The sequence below is a fragment of the Pseudomonas kitaguniensis genome (assembly GCF_049199985.1).
Taxonomy (GTDB): domain Bacteria; phylum Pseudomonadota; class Gammaproteobacteria; order Pseudomonadales; family Pseudomonadaceae; genus Aquipseudomonas; species Aquipseudomonas kitaguniensis.
On record NZ_JBLZPT010000015.1, the window covers coordinates 66,517 to 85,705 of the forward strand.

At 60.4% G+C, this 19,189-nt stretch carries 21 protein-coding genes and 1 pseudogene; 10 read left to right on the top strand and 12 right to left on the bottom strand.

All coding sequences use genetic code 11. From position 1 onward, the window contains the following. Positions 1 to 24: 24 nt before the first annotated feature. Entirely contained in the window at positions 25 to 1,068 is a 1,044-nt protein-coding gene (locus tag ACOZK9_RS18540) for an aminopeptidase (RefSeq protein WP_152750911.1), read from the bottom strand. Between the two features lie 142 nt (positions 1,069 to 1,210). On the opposite strand from ACOZK9_RS18540, the gene ACOZK9_RS18545 reads away from it, so the two are divergent. After that, positions 1,211 to 1,633 (top strand): PA0061/PA0062 family lipoprotein, encoded by a 423-nt coding sequence (locus ACOZK9_RS18545; protein ID WP_421556314.1) that lies wholly within the window; start codon positions 1,211 to 1,213, stop codon positions 1,631 to 1,633. Here the strand turns inward: ACOZK9_RS18545 and ACOZK9_RS18550 are convergent, their stop codons facing one another. Both ACOZK9_RS18550 and ACOZK9_RS18555 read right to left on the bottom strand, forming a co-directional pair. Continuing rightward, positions 1,634 to 1,873: a DUF1161 domain-containing protein gene (locus ACOZK9_RS18550; protein ID WP_058414583.1), complete on the bottom strand. Its 240-nt coding sequence runs from the start codon at positions 1,871 to 1,873 to the stop codon at positions 1,634 to 1,636. 222 nt (positions 1,874 to 2,095) lie between these two features. Continuing rightward, on the bottom strand, positions 2,096 to 2,527 hold the full coding sequence (locus ACOZK9_RS18555) for an OsmC family protein (RefSeq protein ID WP_058414582.1): 432 nt from the start codon (positions 2,525 to 2,527) through the stop codon (positions 2,096 to 2,098). A gap of 218 nt (positions 2,528 to 2,745) precedes the next feature. Here ACOZK9_RS18555 and ACOZK9_RS18560 point away from each other — a divergent pair, with 218 nt between their 5' ends. Continuing rightward, positions 2,746 to 3,747, top strand: a complete 1,002-nt coding sequence (locus tag ACOZK9_RS18560) for an LLM class flavin-dependent oxidoreductase (RefSeq protein WP_152750913.1) — start codon at positions 2,746 to 2,748, stop codon at positions 3,745 to 3,747. Positions 3,748 to 3,806: 59 nt separating this feature from the next. On the opposite strand, the gene ACOZK9_RS18565 is transcribed toward ACOZK9_RS18560, so the two are convergent. Next, positions 3,807 to 4,034: a DUF1161 domain-containing protein gene (locus tag ACOZK9_RS18565; RefSeq protein ID WP_058414580.1), complete on the bottom strand. Its 228-nt coding sequence runs from the start codon at positions 4,032 to 4,034 to the stop codon at positions 3,807 to 3,809. 113 nt (positions 4,035 to 4,147) lie between these two features. Beyond that, entirely contained in the window at positions 4,148 to 4,363 is a 216-nt protein-coding gene (locus ACOZK9_RS18570; RefSeq protein WP_058414579.1) for a dodecin, read from the bottom strand. Between the two features lie 154 nt (positions 4,364 to 4,517). Here ACOZK9_RS18570 and ACOZK9_RS18575 point away from each other — a divergent pair, with 154 nt between their 5' ends. Continuing rightward, entirely contained in the window at positions 4,518 to 4,844 is a 327-nt protein-coding gene (locus ACOZK9_RS18575) for an ElaB/YgaM/YqjD family protein (protein ID WP_058414578.1), read from the top strand. Between the two features lie 8 nt (positions 4,845 to 4,852). On the opposite strand, the gene ACOZK9_RS18580 is transcribed toward ACOZK9_RS18575, so the two are convergent. Beyond that, the gene (locus tag ACOZK9_RS18580) at positions 4,853 to 5,749 is read right to left on the bottom strand and encodes a LysR family transcriptional regulator (protein WP_421556315.1); all 897 of its coding nucleotides are present in this window, start codon (positions 5,747 to 5,749) and stop codon (positions 4,853 to 4,855) included. Between the two features lie 108 nt (positions 5,750 to 5,857). On the opposite strand from ACOZK9_RS18580, the gene trpB reads away from it, so the two are divergent. From trpB to ACOZK9_RS18600, 4 genes and pseudogenes are all read left to right on the top strand, one after another. Then, on the top strand, positions 5,858 to 7,084 hold the full coding sequence (trpB, locus tag ACOZK9_RS18585) for a tryptophan synthase subunit beta (protein WP_058414576.1): 1,227 nt from the start codon (positions 5,858 to 5,860) through the stop codon (positions 7,082 to 7,084). After that, positions 7,084 to 7,893 carry a tryptophan synthase subunit alpha gene (gene trpA, locus ACOZK9_RS18590; protein WP_058414575.1) on the top strand — a complete coding sequence of 270 codons (810 nt, stop codon included), beginning with the start codon at positions 7,084 to 7,086 and terminating at the stop codon, positions 7,891 to 7,893. Before trpB ends, trpA begins: the two co-directional genes overlap by 1 nt. Positions 7,894 to 8,030: 137 nt before the next feature. Then, positions 8,031 to 8,471, top strand: coding sequence for an anti-virulence regulator CigR family protein (locus ACOZK9_RS18595; RefSeq protein ID WP_058414574.1), 441 nt, complete (start codon positions 8,031 to 8,033; stop codon positions 8,469 to 8,471). A gap of 250 nt (positions 8,472 to 8,721) precedes the next feature. Continuing rightward, a pseudogene (locus tag ACOZK9_RS18600) lies at positions 8,722 to 8,826 on the top strand (type VI secretion system tube protein Hcp); the annotation flags it as partial. Between the two features lie 413 nt (positions 8,827 to 9,239). Here ACOZK9_RS18600 and ACOZK9_RS18605 read toward each other — a convergent pair. The 6 genes from ACOZK9_RS18605 to ACOZK9_RS18630 all read right to left on the bottom strand — a co-directional run bounded on the left by ACOZK9_RS18605 (position 9,240) and on the right by ACOZK9_RS18630 (position 14,976). Next, complete coding sequence (locus ACOZK9_RS18605) at positions 9,240 to 10,544, bottom strand: MFS transporter (protein ID WP_122249627.1); 1,305 nt, start codon at positions 10,542 to 10,544, stop codon at positions 9,240 to 9,242. 181 nt (positions 10,545 to 10,725) lie between these two features. Further along, positions 10,726 to 11,874 carry a galactonate dehydratase gene (gene dgoD / locus ACOZK9_RS18610; RefSeq protein WP_058414572.1) on the bottom strand — a complete coding sequence of 383 codons (1,149 nt, stop codon included), beginning with the start codon at positions 11,872 to 11,874 and terminating at the stop codon, positions 10,726 to 10,728. Positions 11,875 to 11,922: 48 nt separating this feature from the next. After that, a complete protein-coding gene (locus tag ACOZK9_RS18615; protein ID WP_421556316.1) occupies positions 11,923 to 12,543 on the bottom strand; it encodes a 2-dehydro-3-deoxy-6-phosphogalactonate aldolase in 621 nt (206 codons plus the stop codon). 1 nt (position 12,544) lies between these two features. Further along, positions 12,545 to 13,504, bottom strand: coding sequence for a 2-dehydro-3-deoxygalactonokinase (locus ACOZK9_RS18620; RefSeq protein ID WP_421556317.1), 960 nt, complete (start codon positions 13,502 to 13,504; stop codon positions 12,545 to 12,547). Positions 13,505 to 13,667: 163 nt separating this feature from the next. Beyond that, the gene (locus ACOZK9_RS18625) at positions 13,668 to 13,994 is read right to left on the bottom strand and encodes a DOPA 4,5-dioxygenase family protein (RefSeq protein WP_058414569.1); all 327 of its coding nucleotides are present in this window, start codon (positions 13,992 to 13,994) and stop codon (positions 13,668 to 13,670) included. 31 nt (positions 13,995 to 14,025) lie between these two features. Then, positions 14,026 to 14,976 carry a choline sulfate utilization transcriptional regulator gene (locus tag ACOZK9_RS18630; RefSeq protein ID WP_421556318.1) on the bottom strand — a complete coding sequence of 317 codons (951 nt, stop codon included), beginning with the start codon at positions 14,974 to 14,976 and terminating at the stop codon, positions 14,026 to 14,028. A 103-nt stretch (positions 14,977 to 15,079) separates the two neighbouring features. Between ACOZK9_RS18630 and betC the strand changes: the two genes are divergently transcribed. The 3 genes from betC (at position 15,080) to ACOZK9_RS18645 (ending at position 19,179) form a co-directional block, all read left to right on the top strand. Then, positions 15,080 to 16,594: a choline-sulfatase gene (gene betC / locus ACOZK9_RS18635; RefSeq protein WP_421556319.1), complete on the top strand. Its 1,515-nt coding sequence runs from the start codon at positions 15,080 to 15,082 to the stop codon at positions 16,592 to 16,594. 18 nt (positions 16,595 to 16,612) lie between these two features. Then, on the top strand, positions 16,613 to 17,527 hold the full coding sequence (choX, locus tag ACOZK9_RS18640; RefSeq protein WP_122249631.1) for a choline ABC transporter substrate-binding protein: 915 nt from the start codon (positions 16,613 to 16,615) through the stop codon (positions 17,525 to 17,527). Positions 17,528 to 17,610: 83 nt separating this feature from the next. Beyond that, positions 17,611 to 19,179: a SulP family inorganic anion transporter gene (locus ACOZK9_RS18645; RefSeq protein ID WP_421556320.1), complete on the top strand. Its 1,569-nt coding sequence runs from the start codon at positions 17,611 to 17,613 to the stop codon at positions 19,177 to 19,179. Positions 19,180 to 19,189 lie beyond the last annotated feature (10 nt).

The following is a 19,189-nucleotide window of genomic DNA, read 5'->3' on the forward strand; positions in this document are numbered from 1 at the left end:
AGCGGGCTTGCTCGCGAAGAGGACCTAACGGCCACCATTCTCCAACGCCCTCAAGGCCGCCTTACGCTGCTCCACCGGCAACCCACCCAGCTTCTCCACCGCCGCAAAGAACTTCACCCAATCGCCGCCTTCCTGCCGAAACAACGCGGCAAACGCCGGCACCCATTGGTCATACAGCCCGAACGGCAGCAACCGCGCATTGTTCATCGGCTGGTTAACCCACACGTCATAACGCTTGTCGCCGCCCCATTGGCTATCGCGCACCTGTCGGTAGTCACTGCGCAACCGCTCAAACTCTGCGGCTTTGGCTCGCCGCATCGCATCAACCGCCAACGGCTGCGCGTACAACCTTTCAAGGCGTTTGCGCGTGTCGAGTACCAGCCGGATGAATTGATCACGCTGCTGCAACGCGGCATTGCTGATCGGCGCCAGGCCTCGCGCCGCACGCCATTGGCGGGTGCCTTCCTGCTCGACAAAATTGGCATACGACTCGTTGAACTCGGTGTCGTCCTTCACGTAAAAACGCTGGTGCGCGAGCTCATGAAAGATCAGCGTAGCCAAACGCTCATCGCCCCAGCTCATCATCGAACTCATGATCGGGTCGTTGAACCAACCCAGCGTGGAATAAGCCTCGACTCCGCCAATCGAGACGTCCATACCGCGTTGCTGCAACAACGCCGCTTCGCCGCGCGCTGCGCCCTGGTTGTAATAACCGCGATAAGCCACGCAGCCGGCAATCGGGAAGCAATGGGTGTCGGGCGACAGGGAAAATTCCTGCGTGGCAAACACATTCCAGACCACGTAAGGCCGGCCAATGTCTGCGTATAACCGGTAACTCTGGTTATCCGGCAAGTGCAGGTGCTGGCTGGCGAACGTGCGCGCCTTCTGCGCTTGCACCAAGTGCTCACGCAGCGCCTGTGGGCGAGAAGGGTCAGCAATAACCTCGGAAACCGGTTCCCGCGCCCGCAACAATTGCCACTGGCCACCGGCCAACTGGCTGTAGTAACTGACGCTGGAACAGCCGCTGAGCAGCAGCACCATCAACCCTGGAAGAAAACGCCTGACCATGCCCCGACCACTCTTGGGTTATTTGCTCGCCAGACTAGCCTGCCAGCGGGGGGTTTTTCCATTGCACGGCATGTTTATACTCATACAGAGCCTGCCGCCCTCGGCGCCGGGTTCAATTCTTTCCAACCGTTGAGTGCCCATCATGCGCCAGCTCGTGCTTCCCATCACCGCCGCGTTTCTCAGCGCCTGTGCGTTGACCCCGATACCGCCGGTCGATCCACACCAGGCTTGGGTCGATTTCACCACACCGACGCCGGGCGCCAAACTGGTGATGGCCCAGCGCCTGGACGGCAAGAACCTCGACGATGGGCGTTTTTTTCAGGTGCCGCCCGGCAGCCACGAGTTGATGGTGCGCTTTGATTTCGAGGTCAACACGGGTGGGGGCTTGGGCGGGCTGGACCAGACGCGCGACCAAACCTGCTTTATCACCATGCACTACGACAATTTCCAGGCCGGCCAACGCTATGTGCTGGAAGGGCGCTCGCTGGCCTTCACGCCGAACATTCGGCTGTATGACTCAGCACGTCAGTTGCTGGCGCAGGAGCGCAGCGTCAACTGCCTGTGATCAGTCGCTGTTTTTCTGGTAAATGATGCGCTTGGTGCCGTTTGCGCAAGAACCAACAATCATCGCGCTGTCATGGTTCTTGGCTTCTTCGGCAGTGATGATTTCCAGGGTGTAAGACGGGATCGCCTTGGCCTGGATATTCACTTCAATCTCTTTCCTGAGCTCTTCACAATCTTTTGGAGCGGCCACGGCCGAAGTGGCCAATACACCGCAGATGATCGCCAAGGCAAAACGTTTCATTTTTGAAGCTCCCTGAATGCATTGCGCACGGGTGTGCGTCTAAGGCTGCATAGGCTATAGGACCACATCCGGGAAACACGAGTTCTGATTTAACGCAGAACTAAATGCAGAAGGGGGCATGCTCCCGATTGCGGCAGGCCAGCCACTGCTTGGCTGCCTGGTACACCGCTATCGGGAGCAAGCCCCCTCCCACTTTGGACCTGCTGTGTTTCTCAGAGCGCGTTAGCTAACCAGCGTGGCATCCAGGCTGATTTTAGCATTCAGCAGCTTGGACACCGGGCAGCCTTCTTTGGCCTTTTTGCTCAGCTCATCGAACTGCGCCTGGCTCGCGCCCGGGATCTTGGCCTTAAGGATCAAATGCACCGCGGTGATGGCAAAACCGCCGTCAACCTGGTCAAGCGTCACTTCAGCGTGTGTGTCGATGCTGTCAGCCTTGAGGCCGGCGTCGCCCAGGATCATCGAGAACGCCATCGAGAAACAACCCGCGTGGGCCGCGCCAATCAGCTCTTCAGGGTTGGTGCCCTTGCCGCCTTCAAAACGTGCCTTGAAGCCGTAAGGCGCGTCGCGCAGTACGCCGGTTTCGGTGGAAATCGAACCCAGACCTGTCTTCAGATCACCTTCCCAATGCGCGGATGCTTTTTTAACGATACTCATAGCTTTCTCCTCGAACGGTGGTTTTGCTTCAGTAAGGGTTCTGAGGATAGAAGCGCTGGCAAAGTTCATCTTGTCGGAGAAACCTAGCAATTCAGTAGGAAATTTCCCAAGTTGCTATTGAATCTCGGGTATATGCCCTCATTTCATAAAGCATGCACATGAAGCGGCAGGTTTTGGTTCGACTTAAAAGCCTGCGCCCCCATTGGAGAAGCAGGCTTATGAAATCGCTGTCCGACGTGAAGTACTCGACCCTCGACTTGGTGCCCGTGCGGGCCAACGGCAGTCCGGCAGAGTCGCTGCGCAATTCCCTCGACCTCGCCCAGCACGTCGAAAAGATGGGCTACAACCGGTTCTGGGTCGCCGAACACCACAACATGGACGGCATCGCCAGTTCGGCCACCTCGGTGTTGCTGGGCTACCTGGCCGGTGGCACCTCGACTATCCGCGTCGGCTCCGGTGGCGTGATGCTGCCCAACCACGCGCCCTTGGTGATCGCTGAACAATTCGGCACCCTCGAAAGCTTGTACCCCGGCCGTATCGACTTGGGCCTGGGCCGCGCGCCCGGTTCCGATCAGATGACCGCCCGCGCCCTGCGCCGTGAGCGCTCGGGCAGCGCGGATGACTTCCCGGACGACGTGGCTGAGCTGATGGCCTACCTGGGGCCGCGCACGCCGGACCAACGGGTGATCGCTGTGCCAGGCACCGGCACCAACGTGCCAGTGTGGCTGCTGGGCTCAAGCCTGTTCAGCGCGCAATTGGCCGGTGAGCGCGGTTTGCCCTACGCCTTTGCCTCACATTTCGCACCCCGCATGATGCATGAGGCGGTTCGCGTGTACCGCAACCACTTCAAGCCTTCAGCCGTGCTGGACAAACCCTACGTGATGCTCGGCGTTCCACTGGTAGCCGCCGACACCGACGAGCAAGCCGAGTACTTGGCCACCTCGGTGTACCAGCGCATTCTCGCGTTGATGCGCGGGCAAAGCCTGGTACAGCGCCCACCGGTGAAAAGCATGGACGGCCTGTGGCTGCCGCATGAAAAAGAAGCGGTCGGCAGTTTCCTCGGACTGGCCATGGTGGGCAGCCCGGCAAAAATCCGCGCGAAGCTGGAAGTGTTGGTCGAGCAAACCGGCGCCGATGAGCTGATCTTTACCTGCGACCTGTACGAACACGCCGATCGGATTCATTCCTACGAGCTGCTCGCGCAAGTGATGAAGGGCTAAACCTCAGGCTAAAAAAAACCGACGCACTCGCGTCGGTTTTTCATGTCTGCAACACGGGATTAACCGCGCTTGTAGACGATTTCCTTGGTGCCACCTTCGCAGCTGCCAATAACTTTGGCATCGGCGCCTGCAGTGCCTTTGTCCACAGCATCCAGCGAATAGTGCTGAACGCCCTTGGCATCAAGCTTTGCCGCGAGTTCGCTTTTCAGCTCTTCGCATGGCTTGCCCGCCGCCAGGGCTGTACCGGCAATGCTCAACAGACCGACTGCTAACAGAAACTTCTTCATCCGTTACTTCCTTACGCTGATCGAATAGAACGCGCCGACGCTAGCGCATCGGCCCCCCAACGTTGTAGCGCAGGTTATGGCAATCGGCCAGTCAGCAAGTTCAACTCGCAGGATCAACTGCTGGCAATTCGGAACCCTACCTTCAGCGTGACTTGGTAATGCGCGACCTTGCCGTTCTCGATATGCCCACGGGTTTCAGTCACTTCAAACCATTCCAGGTGCTTGAGGCTTTTGTTGGCTTCAGCCACGGCATTGTTGATGGCGTCTTCGATGCTGGTGGTGGACGAGCCTACCAGCTCGACTTTCTTGTAGGTGTGATGATCAGACATGGCATTTCTCCTGAGGTCTTGAGTGAGCGTAGCAGTCGATGTTCGTAATGCTTCTGGCGACATTTCCTACGCAAAAGTTCAGATTTACTGCACTTTCTGAAATCACCGCAGTCGGTATCTACACCTGCCACTCAATCATTTCAGGAGAGTCCAAATGGCCAACACTTCTTTACGCAAAGCGTCGCTGGAAAGCATGGAAGCCGAGATTTCGAGCCTGCTCAAATCCCTCGAAAGCCTCAAGGACGATGCATCCGACGAGTCGCGCAAAACCTTGAAGGCCCTGAAAAGCAATGCCGAGAACGCACTCAAGCATTCTCGCCACCTGATCAGCGATGCCTACGAAGAAAGCAAAGTCAAAATCCGCGAAACCAGTGTTGCAACCCGTGATTACGCGCAAGAGCACCCATGGACCACCGCCGGCGTTGCCGTTGGCGCGCTGGGTCTGGTGGCTGCTTACCTGCTGTTCAAACGCGGTGACTGATTGACGGGCTACACCGGCTGGCGCAAAAGCTCTGCCTTGAGCCACTGCGCCAGTTGACCCGCGCGCCCGTCTGCGGCGCGCTTGGGTAGCCACAACGCCAGGCGCGCCGGGGTTTCACTGAAACCCCACGGCGCGACTAGGCGACCCGCGCGCAGGTCTTCTGCCACAAGCGGTTCTGGCGCAATGGCCACGCCCAAACCGGCAACCGCCGCCTCCAGTAAATAATACAAATGCTCAAAACCCTGGCCTTGTTTCAACGCGCCGGGTTCGATGCCGTGTTGCCGCGCCCACACGGGCCAGGCTTGCGGGCGTGAAGTGGTGTGCAGCAACGCTTCGTCACACAAGGCTGAGGCAGGCGCTTGGCGCAGGCGTTCGTAACCGGCGAAACGCGGGCTCAGCACCGGGCCGATGCGTTCGCTGGCCAGCTCAAATACCTGCATATCGGTTGGCCACGGCGGTCCCGCGAACACCAGCAGGGCGTCCAGACCCGGGCGGCGTGGGTCGAGGTCGCCTTCACCCGCCGACAGGTGCAAGCGCAAATCGGGCAGGTCGGCATTCAGGCGGCCCAAGCGCGGGATGAACCAGCGCGCCAGCAAACTGCCCGAGCACCCCAACACGAACGGCGCGTCGGCACTGCTTTGCGTGAGTTCTGCGCACACATCCCTCAAGCGCTCGAACGCTTCGGCACTTGCATCGCGCAGCCGCACGCCTGCATCTGTGAGTTTAAGGCCGCGCCCGTCCTTGACGAACAGGCTCAGGCCCAAGTGCTCTTCCAGCACTTTCAATTGGCGGCTGACCGCGCCGTGCGTCACGTGCAATTGCTCGGCAGCTTGGCTGACGCTGTTGAGGCGCGCAGTCGCTTCGAACGCGCGCAGGGCGTTAAGCGGTGGAAGGTCTCGGCTCATCTGTGAGTTTTCCTGACAGGTTGCGGCGATCTTATCGGTTTTCAGCGCAGCGCGTCAGGGGTAGAGTGGCCTTCATTGCCTCTACTCACGTTTTCCCTGGAGCGTCCCATGACTCAGTCCCAGACCGACCTTCGCAACGGCCCCGACGCCAACGGCCTGTTTGGCGGGTTCGGCGGCCGCTACGTCGCTGAAACCTTGATGCCGTTGATCCTTGAATTGGCCCGCGAATACGAAGCGGCCAAGATTGATCCGGCCTTCAATGAAGAATTGGCCTACTTCCAGCGCGACTATGTTGGGCGTCCAAGCCCGCTGTACTTCGCCGAACGCCTGACCGAATTCTGCGGCGGCGCCAAAATCTACCTCAAGCGCGAAGAGCTCAACCACACCGGCGCGCACAAGATCAATAACTGCATCGGCCAGATTTTGCTGGCGCGGCGCATGGGCAAAAAACGCATCATCGCCGAAACCGGCGCCGGCATGCACGGTGTGGCCACCGCCACCGTCGCCGCGCGGTTTGGCCTCGATTGCGTGATCTACATGGGAACCACCGACATTGAGCGCCAACAGGCCAACGTGTTCCGCATGAAGCTGTTGGGCGCAAAAGTGATCCCGGTAATTTCCGGCACTGGCACCCTTAAAGACGCGATGAACGAAGCGCTGCGTGACTGGGTAACCAACGTCGACGACACCTTCTACTTGATCGGTACCGTGGCTGGCCCACACCCGTACCCGGCCATGGTTCGCGACTTCCAGGCGGTGATCGGCAAAGAAACGCGCACCCAGATGCAAACCCAGGAAGGCCGTCTGCCCGACAGCCTGGTGGCGTGCATCGGCGGCGGCTCGAACGCCATGGGCTTGTTCCACCCGTTTTTGGATGACACCGGCGTCGAGATCATCGGCGTTGAAGCCGCAGGTTTTGGCATCGAAACCGGCAAACACGCCGCCAGCCTCAACGGCGGCGTACCCGGCGTACTGCACGGCAACCGCACGTTCCTGTTGCAGGACGACGACGGCCAGATCATCGACGCGCACTCGATTTCCGCCGGCCTCGACTACCCTGGCATCGGCCCGGAACACGCCTGGTTGCATGACATCGGCCGCGTTCAGTACACCTCGGTGACCGACGACGAAGCGTTGGACGCGTTCCACAAATGCTGCCGACTCGAAGGGATTATCCCGGCGCTGGAAACTGCGCACGCGCTGGCCGAAGTGTTCAAACGTGCACCGAACCTGCCGAAGGATCACCTGATGGTGGTCAACCTTTCCGGTCGTGGCGACAAAGACATGCAGACCGTGATGCACCATATGCAATCCAGCCAGCAGGAGAAACACTGATGAGCCGCCTGCACACACGCTTTGCGCAGCTGAAAGAACAAAACCGCGCCGCCCTGGTGACCTTCGTCACCGCCGGCGACCCGGGTTATGACACCTCGCTGGCGATCCTTAAAGGCTTACCGGCCGCGGGTGCCGACGTGATCGAGTTGGGCATGCCCTTCACCGACCCGATGGCCGACGGTGCAGCCATTCAACTGGCGAATATCCGCGCGCTGACCGCCAAACAGAACCTGGCGAAAACCCTGCAAATGGTTCGCGAGTTCCGTACAGACAACAACGACACGCCGCTGGTATTGATGGGCTACTTCAACCCTATCCATAAATACGGCGTGCCGCAGTTTATCGCTGACGCCAAGGAAGCCGGGGTTGATGGCCTGATCGTGGTCGACATGCCGCCCGAGCATAACGCCGAGCTGTGCGACCCGGCCCAGGCTGCGGGCATCGACTTTATCCGCCTGACCACGCCGACCACCGATGACGCGCGCCTGCCAACCGTACTCAACGGCAGCTCCGGCTTTGTGTATTACGTGTCGGTGGCGGGCGTGACCGGTGCCGGCGCCGCCACCCTGGAACACGTCGAAGAAGCCGTGACTCGCCTGCGTCGGCATACCGACCTGCCGATCAGCATCGGTTTTGGTATCCGCACGCCGGAGCAAGCGGCCGCTATCGCGCGCCTGGCTGACGGGGTAGTCGTGGGTTCTGCACTGATCGATCACATCGCCAATGCGAAAAATGATCAGCAAGCGATTGATGGTGTATTGAGTCTTTGTGCCGCGCTGTCGGAAGGTGTGCGCAACGCGCGTAAGTAAACGCCATGTAGCGGGAGGTAAAGTTCCTGATACAGAGGAATCAAACCGCCGGATCAGTACCTAAAGTGACAAGACCAAGGGATTTCGAACCTCGTTCGACATCCCTTTTTTGTTCGTGCAGTACTGAGGAAACACCCATGAAAATGCCTAAACGCTTGATCGCTGGTCTTGGCGTACTGATGCTCGGCGCAAGTGCCCTGGCGCAGGCCGCGCCCAACGATCAAGGCGGCCCCGACCGTGGCGGCCCGCAAGGCCAGCACGAACAACGTGGCGACGACCATCGCGGGCCGCAAGACAACCGCCGTGGTGGCCCGCCCCAGGATTTCGGCCCGGTGCGCCAGATCATCCACGACAACCACGGCCAGTTCTCGCGCGGCGCGCCGCCGCCGCCGAACGTACGCCTGGTGCGTGGCCAACCCTTGCCACGCGGTTACTACGGCGAACGCCTCGACGGCCGCGCGCTGGCCCGCCTGCCCGCGTACCCGGGCTACGAATGGCGCCGCTCCGGCCCAGACGTGGTGCTGATCGCCGTCGGCACCGGCATCGTCTACGAAATCCTCGACGGCGTGCTCAACTGACACCCAACCCTTCTGTAGCGAGCGGGCTTGTTGTACCCAGCCATCCTGTGTGGCGAGCGGGCTTGCTCGCTCGCCACAAGAGTTAATCGCCAGCGACAGAGCAACGCGCTCAACCTAACAAGCCAGAACTCTCACAGCCCCTTCGTCGGCTCTGAATCCCGGATATTTCGTTTAAATTTTCAGAAGTGCCCTACAACACAACTCAAAACCATTGAAATACGGTGTTCTCCTTACTAAAGGGAGTTCACGCATGGCTAATCACGGTTACATGACCATTACCGGGAAGGCACAACGACTGATTTCGGCGGGTTGTTCAACCCAAAACTCTATCGGCAACAAGTGTCAGACCGGGTATGAATGCAAAAACCATGTATGACGTGTGCCACCCTTCCGATGACTAACTTCATTTTTTACCCCGCCTTTGTGCTGATAACACTACTTCTGTACTGGCCGTCCTACTGGGCATACTTCGCGTTTTCAGGTCGCCGCTTTTCTGCCTTGAAGTTTTGGGGGGCCGGGATCTACAACGTACTGTGCGCCTCTATTCACGGTTTTTTTTTGCGAGATAGCACGTTACCGTTTATAGGGTACGCAGATAACTCGGTTATGGGCTGGCTCTCGCTCGTCATGATATTTATCCACGTGTGCACCCTTCCAGATAATCGGGAGCGCAAACGCTGATTTACACGAAGTGGGTTTCTAAGAGACTTTGTGGCTTGCTGTCTCCTGTGGCGAGCGGGCTTGCTCGCCACAAGAGTTAATCGCCCGCTACAACTCTATGCGCTCGACCTTGCCTACCAGCAATACGTACGAAAGCGCGCCCAGCAACGCCAGCACGGCGATGTAGGTGATCGCTGGCGCAAACGAGTCGCCGCTGGCCAGAAAGCCGATCACGATCGGCGTGGTAATCGCCGACAAGTTGCCAATGAAGTTGAACACGCCTCCCGTCAGGCCAAGCAACCGCGCGGGCGCCAGGGTCGATACCAGTGACCAGGTAATCGACGCCAGGCCATTGCCGAAAAACGCCACTGCCAGAAACGCAATCACCCAGGCCGTGGAGTCCACGTAATTGGCGCCGATGATCGCGGTGGAAATCAGCAAGCCACTGATGATCGGTAGCTTGCGCGCAAAACCCACCGACGCGCCCCGGCGAATCAGCCAGTCAGAGAAAATCCCCGAACACAGCACGCCGACAAACGCCGCCAAAAACGGCAGCGACGCGAGCAGGCCGGACTTGATGAAGTCCATGCCGCGATATTTCACCAGGTAGGTCGGGAACCACGTCAGGAAAAACCACAGCGTGGAGTTCAGGCAGAACTGCCCCAGGTAAATGCCCCACAGCTTGCGCTTGGTCAGTACGATGCCCAGGTCGACCCAACTGAACGGTGCCTTGACCACTTTGGCCTGCATATCCACGAGCCCGCCGCCTTCGCGGATCAGTTCGATTTCAGCCGCGTTGGCGCCTTTGAAATCCTTCGGCTCGCGGTACACCGCGTACCACACCAGCGCCCACAGAATGCCCACGCCGCCGGTGGCGACAAACACCATGTGCCAGCCGAACGTGTGTTGCAGCCACGCCAGCACCGGCGTAAGAAACGCCAGCCCGACAAACTGCCCGGAGGTATAAACGCCAATCGCCGTGGCGCGCTCGCGCTCGGGAAACCAGGTGGTGACCACGCGGCTATTGATCGGGTAAGCCGGCGCTTCGAGCGCGCCGACCGCCATGCGCAGCACGAACAGCGCGATAAAGCTGGCGGCAAAGCCAAGCATTACGGTGGCAATCGACCACAACAACAGGGCCACGGTGTAGAGGATGCGCGGCGGCACCCGATCCACCAGCCAGCCGCCAGGAATTTGCATGGCGGCGTAGGTCCAGCCGAAGGCCGAGAAGATCAGCCCGACGTGCACCGGGTCGATACCCAGCTCGCTGGTCAGCGCTGGCGCTGCAATCGACAGGTTGCTGCGGTCGAGGTAGTTGATCACCACGGTGATAAACAACAGCACCATGATGAAGAAACGCTTTCTGCTGGGCGCGACTAAGGGAGCCTGCCCAGTGAAGGATTCAGGTTGCATGGGTAGCCTCTTCTTATGTTTATTGAGGACGCAGTAAACAACTCTCGGGAGCAACGCGGTCAATGTGGGAGGGGGCTTGCTCCCGATGGCGGAGTGTCAGTCGACTTCTTCGGCGGCTGGTCCACTGCCATCGGGAGCAAGCCCCCTCCCACATGTTGATCCGCATTACTTCAGATAAAAATCACCATTCGGCGAAGCTGCCGTCGGCGTGGCGCCAGATCGGGTTGCGCCAGCGGTGGCCGATGGCCGCGCGCTCGATCACGTATTCCTCGTTGATCTCGATGCCCAGCCCTGGCCCATTGGGGATCTTCACGAAGCCTTTGTCATAGTCGAACACGCCCGGGTCGCGCACGTAGTCGAGCAGGTCGTTGCTCTCGTTGTAATGGATGCCCAGGCTTTGCTCCTGGATAAACGCGTTGTAACAAACCGCGTCGAGTTGCAGGCAGGCCGCCAAGGCAATCGGCCCGAGCGGGCAGTGCAGGGCCAAGGCCACGTCGTAGGCTTCGGCCATGTTGGCGATTTTGCGGGTTTCGGTGATGCCACCCGCGTGGGAAGCATCGGGCTGGATGATGTCGACGTAACCTTCGCTGAGCACACGCTTGAAATCCCAGCGCGAGAACAGGCGCTCGCCCAAAGCGATCGGCGTGCTGGTCAGCGGCGCAAGTTCTTTGAGTGCTTCGTAGTTTTCGCTGAGCACCGGCTCTTCGATGAACATCAGCTTGTAGGCGTCCAGTTCCTTCATCAGCACTTTGGCCATGGGCTTGTGCACGCGGCCATGGAAGTCGACGCCGATGCCGACGTTAGGGCCGACGGCATCGCGCACAGCGGCCACGTTGGCCAGCGCCAGGTCGACCTTTTCAAAGCTGTCGACGAACTGTAATTCTTCGGTACCGTTCATTTTTACTGCGGTAAAACCACGGCCCACGGCTTCTTTGGCGGCACGCGCAGTGTCGGCCGGGCGGTCGCCGCCGATCCACGAATACACGCGGATTTTGTCGCGCACCTGGCCGCCCAGCAAATCGCTGACCGACACACCCAGCGCCTTGCCCTTGATGTCCCACAACGCCTGGTCGATACCGGCGAGGGCGCTCATATGCACGGCGCCGCCCCGGTAGAAGCCGCCGCGATAGAGCACGGTCCAGATGTCTTCGATATTGCGTGGGTCTTTGCCGATCAAGTAGTCGGACAGTTCCTCAACCGCAGCGGCCACCGTGTGGGCGCGGCCTTCGACCACGGGCTCGCCCCAGCCGGTCACGCCCTGGTCGGTTTCGACCTTGAGGAAGCACCAGCGCGGCGGAACGATGAAGGTAGTCAGTTTGGTGATTTTCATCTTCTTATCTCTCTTGTCGATGCAGCGCCCAGGGCGCAAAGCTTGCAATCAATGAAGCGCGTTCCAGGCCGCGACGTACGCCTGCGCGCTGCTCGCCACTTGATCCACAGACATGCCCGGTTTGAACAACCCGGAGCCCAGCCCGAAGCCCTTGGCGCCGGCGTCGAAATACACCTGCATGTTGTCTGGTGTAACGCCGCCGACCGGCAGCAACAACGTGCCCGCTGGCAATACCGCGAGCCAGGCCTTGATCACTGCCGGGCCCATTTGCTCGGCCGGGAACAGCTTCAACACGTCCGCGCCTTCAGCCAGTGCGGCAAACGCCTCGGTCGGCGTGGCCACGCCTGGCGACAGGTACAGGCCCGCCGCTTTGGCGGCGCGCAACACCTTGGCATCGCTGTGGGGCATAACGATCACCTGGCCACCGGCGGCCTTGACCTGTTCAACTTGCTCTGGCGTCAACACCGTGCCCGCGCCGATCAGGCAATCGGCGGGCAGGCTGTCGCGCAGCGTGCGGATGCTGGTGTAAGGCTCGGGTGAATTGAGCGGCACTTCGATCACCCGGAAGCCAGCGGCGTAAAGCACCTGGCCAATCTCACGGGCTTCGTCCGGTCGCACACCGCGTAAAATCGCGATCAAACCGTTGTGTGTGAGTGCTTGCTTGAGCATGTCAGGCCTCCGATACAGGTTGAGTGAGCCCGGCCGCCACGGCCAATTGCCACAAGCCGCGCTCGGTGGCTTCTTGCGCCAGGCTGACGTGGGCGAAGCCGCAGAGGGCGAGGGCGCGTTGGTAGCGCATGCAAAGGGCGGCGGCGCCGACCAGGATGATCGGCTGGTGTTTGGCGCTGGCCGGCAAGCCCGCGAGTTCGTGGCCGATCAGCAGGCCAGACAAGTAATCGGGTTGTTGCTCAGGCGCAAGCTCAGCCGTCAGCCCCAGCGTGCGCGCGCTGAACAACGTCGACAGCACGCCACGCTGGCCGTCTGCCGACAGCGCGACTTGCACGCCTCGGTCAAAGGCCTGTGTCTGGAACTGTTCCGAGGTTTTTTGAGTACGCCCCAGGATGCTGTGCTTGCTGAGTATCGCGAACAGTTCACCGGTCATGAAGGTGTCGAAGTGCGTGATGCGACCACCCACCACCTCAACCCATTTGGAATGGCTGCCAGGCAGGCCGATCAAGGCGTCGCTGTTAAGGCTCTGCAACACGCCGAGCACTTGGGTTTCTTCACCGCGCATTACGTTGGGCAAACCGACCTGCTCAATCACGCCAGGCACAATGTGCACCACCACGCCACGCAGGCTGCGGACTGTATGCAGCGCCTGGCCCAAGCTTGCGACATCCACCGGGGTGTTGCGATAGGCCGCTTCGCTCCAGCCCTGAGCGCTGCCGACCATGCCGCAGGCAATCACCGCCAGGCCGGGCTGGGCGTCGAGCCAATCGCCGCAGGCGGCATCGAACGCCAACTCGAAGCCATCGCTACAGCGCATACCGGCGATGTCGCGGGGTTCGCTGGGCAGGTGCATGATCCCGAACGCCAGCGAGCGCTGTTCGAGCACCTCGCCAGCCGGGCCGAGTTTATAAGCACGAAGGGAGCTGGTCCCCCAGTCGAGCGCGATCAATTGCGCCTGCATCGCTTCACCTGAAATGAGTGGGTGCTGAAAAAAGCAGATGGACGAATATAAACCTACGCGCTGATAAATCTCAATATATAAATAACAGTCCCATATATTGGGTTTTGGCGTGCAAAAATCCCGCGTCCCTGCACACGCTGACGGGGCGCGTATTCAGCCTTGGTTAAAGCGCAGACAGATTCAGTTCGCGCATCGCGCCCATCCAGATCGCGTAATCGGTGTGGTCCTTCAGGTCATCGCCGGTATTGGGGTGCAAGAACACCACCAGCCCTTCGCGGTGCAGCGCCAGCCACGGCAGCACCACGCCGATGTATTCCGGGTCGAACGCCAGTTGGCAGCTCCAGTCCGGGTGCGGGCCTACGGGCCGCTCATGCACGTTGCCCATGCGCAGCGGAAACAGCTTGGCTGCGTCTTCACACAAGGTGCGCGCTTGCTCGATGCTGTGGGCGTCAAAGTAGATATGGGCGTGGTAACCCTTGATTCGTTGCATGGCGAAATCCGTCTGCGATGTGCGCCAAATCCTAGACCGCAATCGACGGTAGGGCCAGCCCGGTCAGCGACTGCACGTTGCTGGCTTGCTCGGCCACCAGCCAGTCGACAAAGCGCTCGACCAACTGCCCGCGACGTTTGCGCTGCGGCTGCACTACGTAATAACCGTAGCGCGAGATCACCGTGTCGCGGATAGGACGGCACAGCCAGTTCTGTTCGAGCATGCTGTCCACCAGGTGCCGCCAGCCGATGGCCACGCCCTGCCCGGCAATCGCCGCCTGGATCAGCAGGGTGTAATTGTCAAAACGCAGTTGGCCGGGCGTCGGTGCGGTGGTGATGCCCAGCTCGCGAAACACGCCGCTCCAATCGAACCAATGGCTGTTGTTTTCCTGACGCAGGTGCAGCAACGGGTAGTCGGGCAAACTCTGCACCGTCAGCGGCGTGGCCTGGTCCTTGAGCCATTGCGGGCTGCACACCGGGAACGCTTCCTCATTGAACAGCCACAGGCTGTCGCCCTGTTTGAAACGGCCATCGCCAAACAACACCGCCACGTCAATATCACTGCGCAAGGTGGCGTGGTTGCGCTGGCTGGTGACCAGGCTCACGTCGACGTGAGGGTTGGCCGCGTGAAAACGATGCAGGCGTGGCATCAGCCAATACGCAGCGAAGGCGAAGTCGGTGGCCACCTGCAGCACTTCGTGCTGGTCTTGTTGGGTGATCGCGCTCAAGCCGTGGTTGATGCTTTGCAAGCCGCCCTGCACGTGTTCGAAGAGCAGGGCGCCCGCGTCGGTCAGTTCGATGCCACGGTAAATGCGATCAAACAGGCGAATCGCCAGTTGCTCTTCAAGGCGCTTGATCTGCTGGCTGACGGCCGGCTGAGTGCTGCCCAGCTCCATCGCGGCGGCGGTAAAGCTGCGGTGGCGCCCCGCCGCTTCAAACGCGCGGAGCAGGTCGAGCGACACATCACCGAGGGCTTCATACATAAGCTGTGCTTATCCTAGACATTGCTTTTCATGGGCTTTACCCCAATTTCCATGGGCCGCATGCTCATTCGCATAAACACCGCCTATGGAATGCCGAAGACTTATGAAGCGCAAGAACATTCTTTTCATCATGGCCGATCAAATGGCCGCGCCGTTGCTTCCGTTCTACGGTCCTTCGCCTATCAAGTTGCCCAACCTCAGCCGCCTTGCCGCACAAGGCGTGGTGTTCGACGCCGCGTATTGCAACAGCCCCTTGTGCGCACCGTCGCGCTTCACGCTGGTCAGCGGCCAGTTGCCGAGCAAAATCGGCGCCTACGACAATGCGGCCGACTTTCCCGCCGATGTACCGACCTACGCCCACTACCTGCGCCGCCTCGGCTACCGCACTGCGCTGTCGGGCAAGATGCACTTCTGCGGGCCAGACCAGTTGCACGGCTTTGAGGAGCGCCTGACCAGCGACATTTACCCCGCCGACTATGGCTGGGCGGTGAACTGGGACGAGCCGGATGTACGGCCCACGTGGTACCACAACATGGCGTCGGTGCTGCAAGCCGGCCCGTGCGTGCGTACCAACCAACTGGATTTCGACGAAGAGGTGGTGTTCAAGGCGCAGCAATACCTGTTCGACCATATTCGCGAAGACGGTGACCAGCCGTTCTGCCTGACCGTGTCGATGACTCACCCACACGACCCGTACACGATTCCCAAGCCGTTCTGGGATTTGTACGACGACAGCGACATCCCGTTGCCTGCCACGCCCCCGCAAGCTGACCAAGACCCGCATTCGCAACGCCTGCTCAAGGTCTATGACCTGTGGGACAAGCCGCTGCCGCTGAACAAGATTCGCGATGCACGCCGCGCCTACTTCGGTGCCTGCAGCTATATCGACAGCAACGTCGGCAAGCTGCTGCAAACCCTCGAAGACACCGGCCTGAGTGATGACACCCTGATTATTTTCTCTGGCGACCACGGCGACATGCTTGGCGAGCGCGGCCTCTGGTACAAGATGCACTGGTTTGAAATGGCCGCCCGCGTGCCGCTGCTGGTCAGTGCGCCGGGGCAGTTTGCCGCTGGCCGCGTGAGCAAGGCAGTGTCGACTGCCGACCTGCTGCCGACCCTGGTGGAGCTGGCCGGCGGCGAGCTGGACCCGCTTCTGCCGCTGGACGGCCGCTCGCTGGTCCCGCACTTGCTGGGGGAGGGCGGGCACGACGAAGTGTTCGGCGAATACATGGCCGAAGGCACCATCAGCCCGCTGATGATGATCCGCCGTGGCGCCTACAAATTCATCTACAGCGAAGACGACCCTTGTTTACTCTTCGATGTGCACAATGACCCGCACGAGCGGGAGAACCTCAGCCAGTCACCGGAACACCGGCCACTGTTCGAGGCGTTTTTGAGTGAGGCGCGGGCCAAATGGGACATCCCGGCGATCCACCAACAGGTGCTCGCCAGCCAACGCCGCCGTCGTCTGGTGTTTGAAGCACTGACCGAAGGCAAGCTGAAGAGCTGGGACCACCAGCCACTGGTAGACGCCAGTCAGCAATACATGCGCAACCATATCGACCTCGACGACCTGGAGCGCAAGGCACGTTATCCACAACCCTGCCAAGACCAATAATCAGACAAAGGGAAGGCCATGCAAAAGTTGACTGTGATGCTAGCGACATTGGCGCTGACAAGCGCCAATGTGTACGCGGATGCCAGTTGTGAAACGGTGAAGATGGCCGATCCGGGCTGGAGCGACATTGCCGCCACCAATGCCATCACCGGTTTTCTGCTGACGGGCATGGGTTACAAAGCCAAGGTCGACACGCTGGCGGTGCCGATCACGTTTGGTGGGCTCAAGGACGGCAAAGTCGATGTATTCATGGGCAACTGGATGCCGGCGCAGCAGGGTTTTTATGACAAGTTCGTGGCCAACGGCGACGTGGTGCAACTGGCGAAAAACCTCGACGGCACCGAGTTCACCCTCGCCGTGCCGGACTACGTGTGGGACGCCGGCGTGCATGAGTTTGCCGACCTGAACACGTTTGCCGACAAGTTCGACAAAAAGATCTACGGCATCGGCTCCGGCGCGCCGGCGAATATCTCGTTGCAGGAAATCATCAAGAAAAACGACTTTGATCTCGGCCAATGGAAGCTCGTGGAATCCAGCGAGCAGGCAATGCTCGCCGAAGTGTCGCGGGCAGTGAAGAAGCAGCGCTTCGTGACCTTCCTCGGCTGGACGCCACACCCAATGAACGTGCAGTTGAAAATGCACTACCTCAAGGGCGGCGAGAAATACTTCGGCGACACCGGCAGCGTGTACACCTTGACCCGCAAAGGTTATGCGCAGTCCTGCCCGAACGTAGGAAAGTTGCTGACCAACCTGAGTTTTACCCAAGAGATGGAGAACGCAATCATGGCCGAGGTGGCCAACAACAAGGTCAGCAATGCGCAGGCGGCGAAGGCATGGATCAAGGCCAACCCGGCCGTGCTGGACACGTGGCTGGATGGCGTGAAAACCGTCGATGGCCAGGACGCATTGGCAGCGGTAAAAGCCAAGCTCTAGCACGCTGATCGTTCCCACGCTCGCGTGGGAACGATTATTAGCAGCCTGATATTCTGGCTCAAACCTTTCAACCCGAGTCTGCGATGCCCCGGCCCAACCGCCATACACTCTTCCCCTTCCTCTCCTGGCTCCCGCGCCAAACCCGCGCCAGCGTCGGCCGGGACGCGATGGTCGGCCTCAGTGGCGCGGTGCTCGCGTTACCACAGTCAATTGCCTACGCGCTGATTGCCGGCCTGCCACCGGAGTACGGTCTGTACGCGGCGATTATCCCGGTGCTGATCGCCTGCCTGTGGGGCTCGTCGTGGCACCTTATCTGTGGCCCGACGGCGGCGATTTCCATCGTGCTCTACGCCAGCGTCAGCCCACTCGCCGTGCCGGGTTCGCAGGACTACATCACGCTCATCCTGCTGCTCACCTTCCTCGCCGGGGTTTTCCAGTGGTTGCTCGGCATGCTGCGCTTCGGCGCGCTGGTGAATTTTGTTTCGCATCCGGTGGTGCTGGGTTTCACCCTCGGCGCCGCCGTGGTGATTGCCTTGGGGCAACTGCCTAACCTGTTGGGGCTGGATTTGCCGAGCCAGGCCACGGCGATCAAAAGTGTGCTGGCGCTTGTCGATCACGGCGGCGAATGGGACCGCGCCTCGCTCGCTCTCGGCTTAAGCACATTGTTGGCTGGCGCGCTGCTCAAGTATTGGCTGCCGCGCTGGCCGACGCTGCTGATTGCGCTGGCCTTGGGCAGCCTGGCGGCGTGGCTGTGGCCGGCCATGTTCGGGCATGTGGCGCGGGTGAGCGCGTTTGTCGGCAAGCTGCCGCCGTTCAGCCCATTGCCGCTGGACTTGGACATGCTCCTGCGCCTGCTGCCCAGCGCGGTGGCGGTGGGCATGCTGGGGCTGGTCACCAGCCTGTCGATTGCCCGCTCGTTGTCGGCGCGCTCGCAACAGTTGCTTGATGCGAACCAGGAAGTGCGCGCGCAGGGCTTGTCGAATATCGTCGGCGGATTTTTCTCTGGCTACTTGTCAGCCGGTTCCTTTACGCGTTCCGGCCTCAGCTACGAAGCCGGCGCCTGCTCGCCGCTGGCCGGGGTGTTCTCGGCGGTGTGGGTGGCGCTGTTTGCGCTGTTCGGCGCCGCGTTGATCGCGCACATTCCGCTGCCGAGCATGGCCGCCAGCATCTTGCTGATTTGCTGGGGCCTGGTGGACCATCGCAGCATTCGCGCGCTGTGGCGCGTCAGTCGCGCTGAATGTGTGGTGATGGGCCTGACGTGCGCCGCCACCTTGCTGCTGGAACTGCAAACCGCGATCTACGCCGGGGTGTTGGCATCGCTGTTTTTCTACCTCAAACGCACCTCGCAGCCGCGCGTGCAGCAGTGGCGCGACGGTGATGAGGACGTGCTACGCGTTGGCGGCTCGATCTTTTTTGGCGCCAGTCATTACCTGCAAGTACGCCTGCAACGCTTGCACGGCGGGCGGGTGGTGATCGAAGCGCAGCAGATCAACTTTATCGATTATTCCGGGGTCGAGATGCTGCACCAGGAGGCGCGGCGGCTAAGGGGTTTAGGCCGTAGCCTGACGCTGCGCCGAGCGCGGCCGCAGGTCGTTGAAGAATTGAGAAAACTCGAAGGGGCCGATAACTGCCCGATCCATTTCGAAGACTAATGTGGGCACA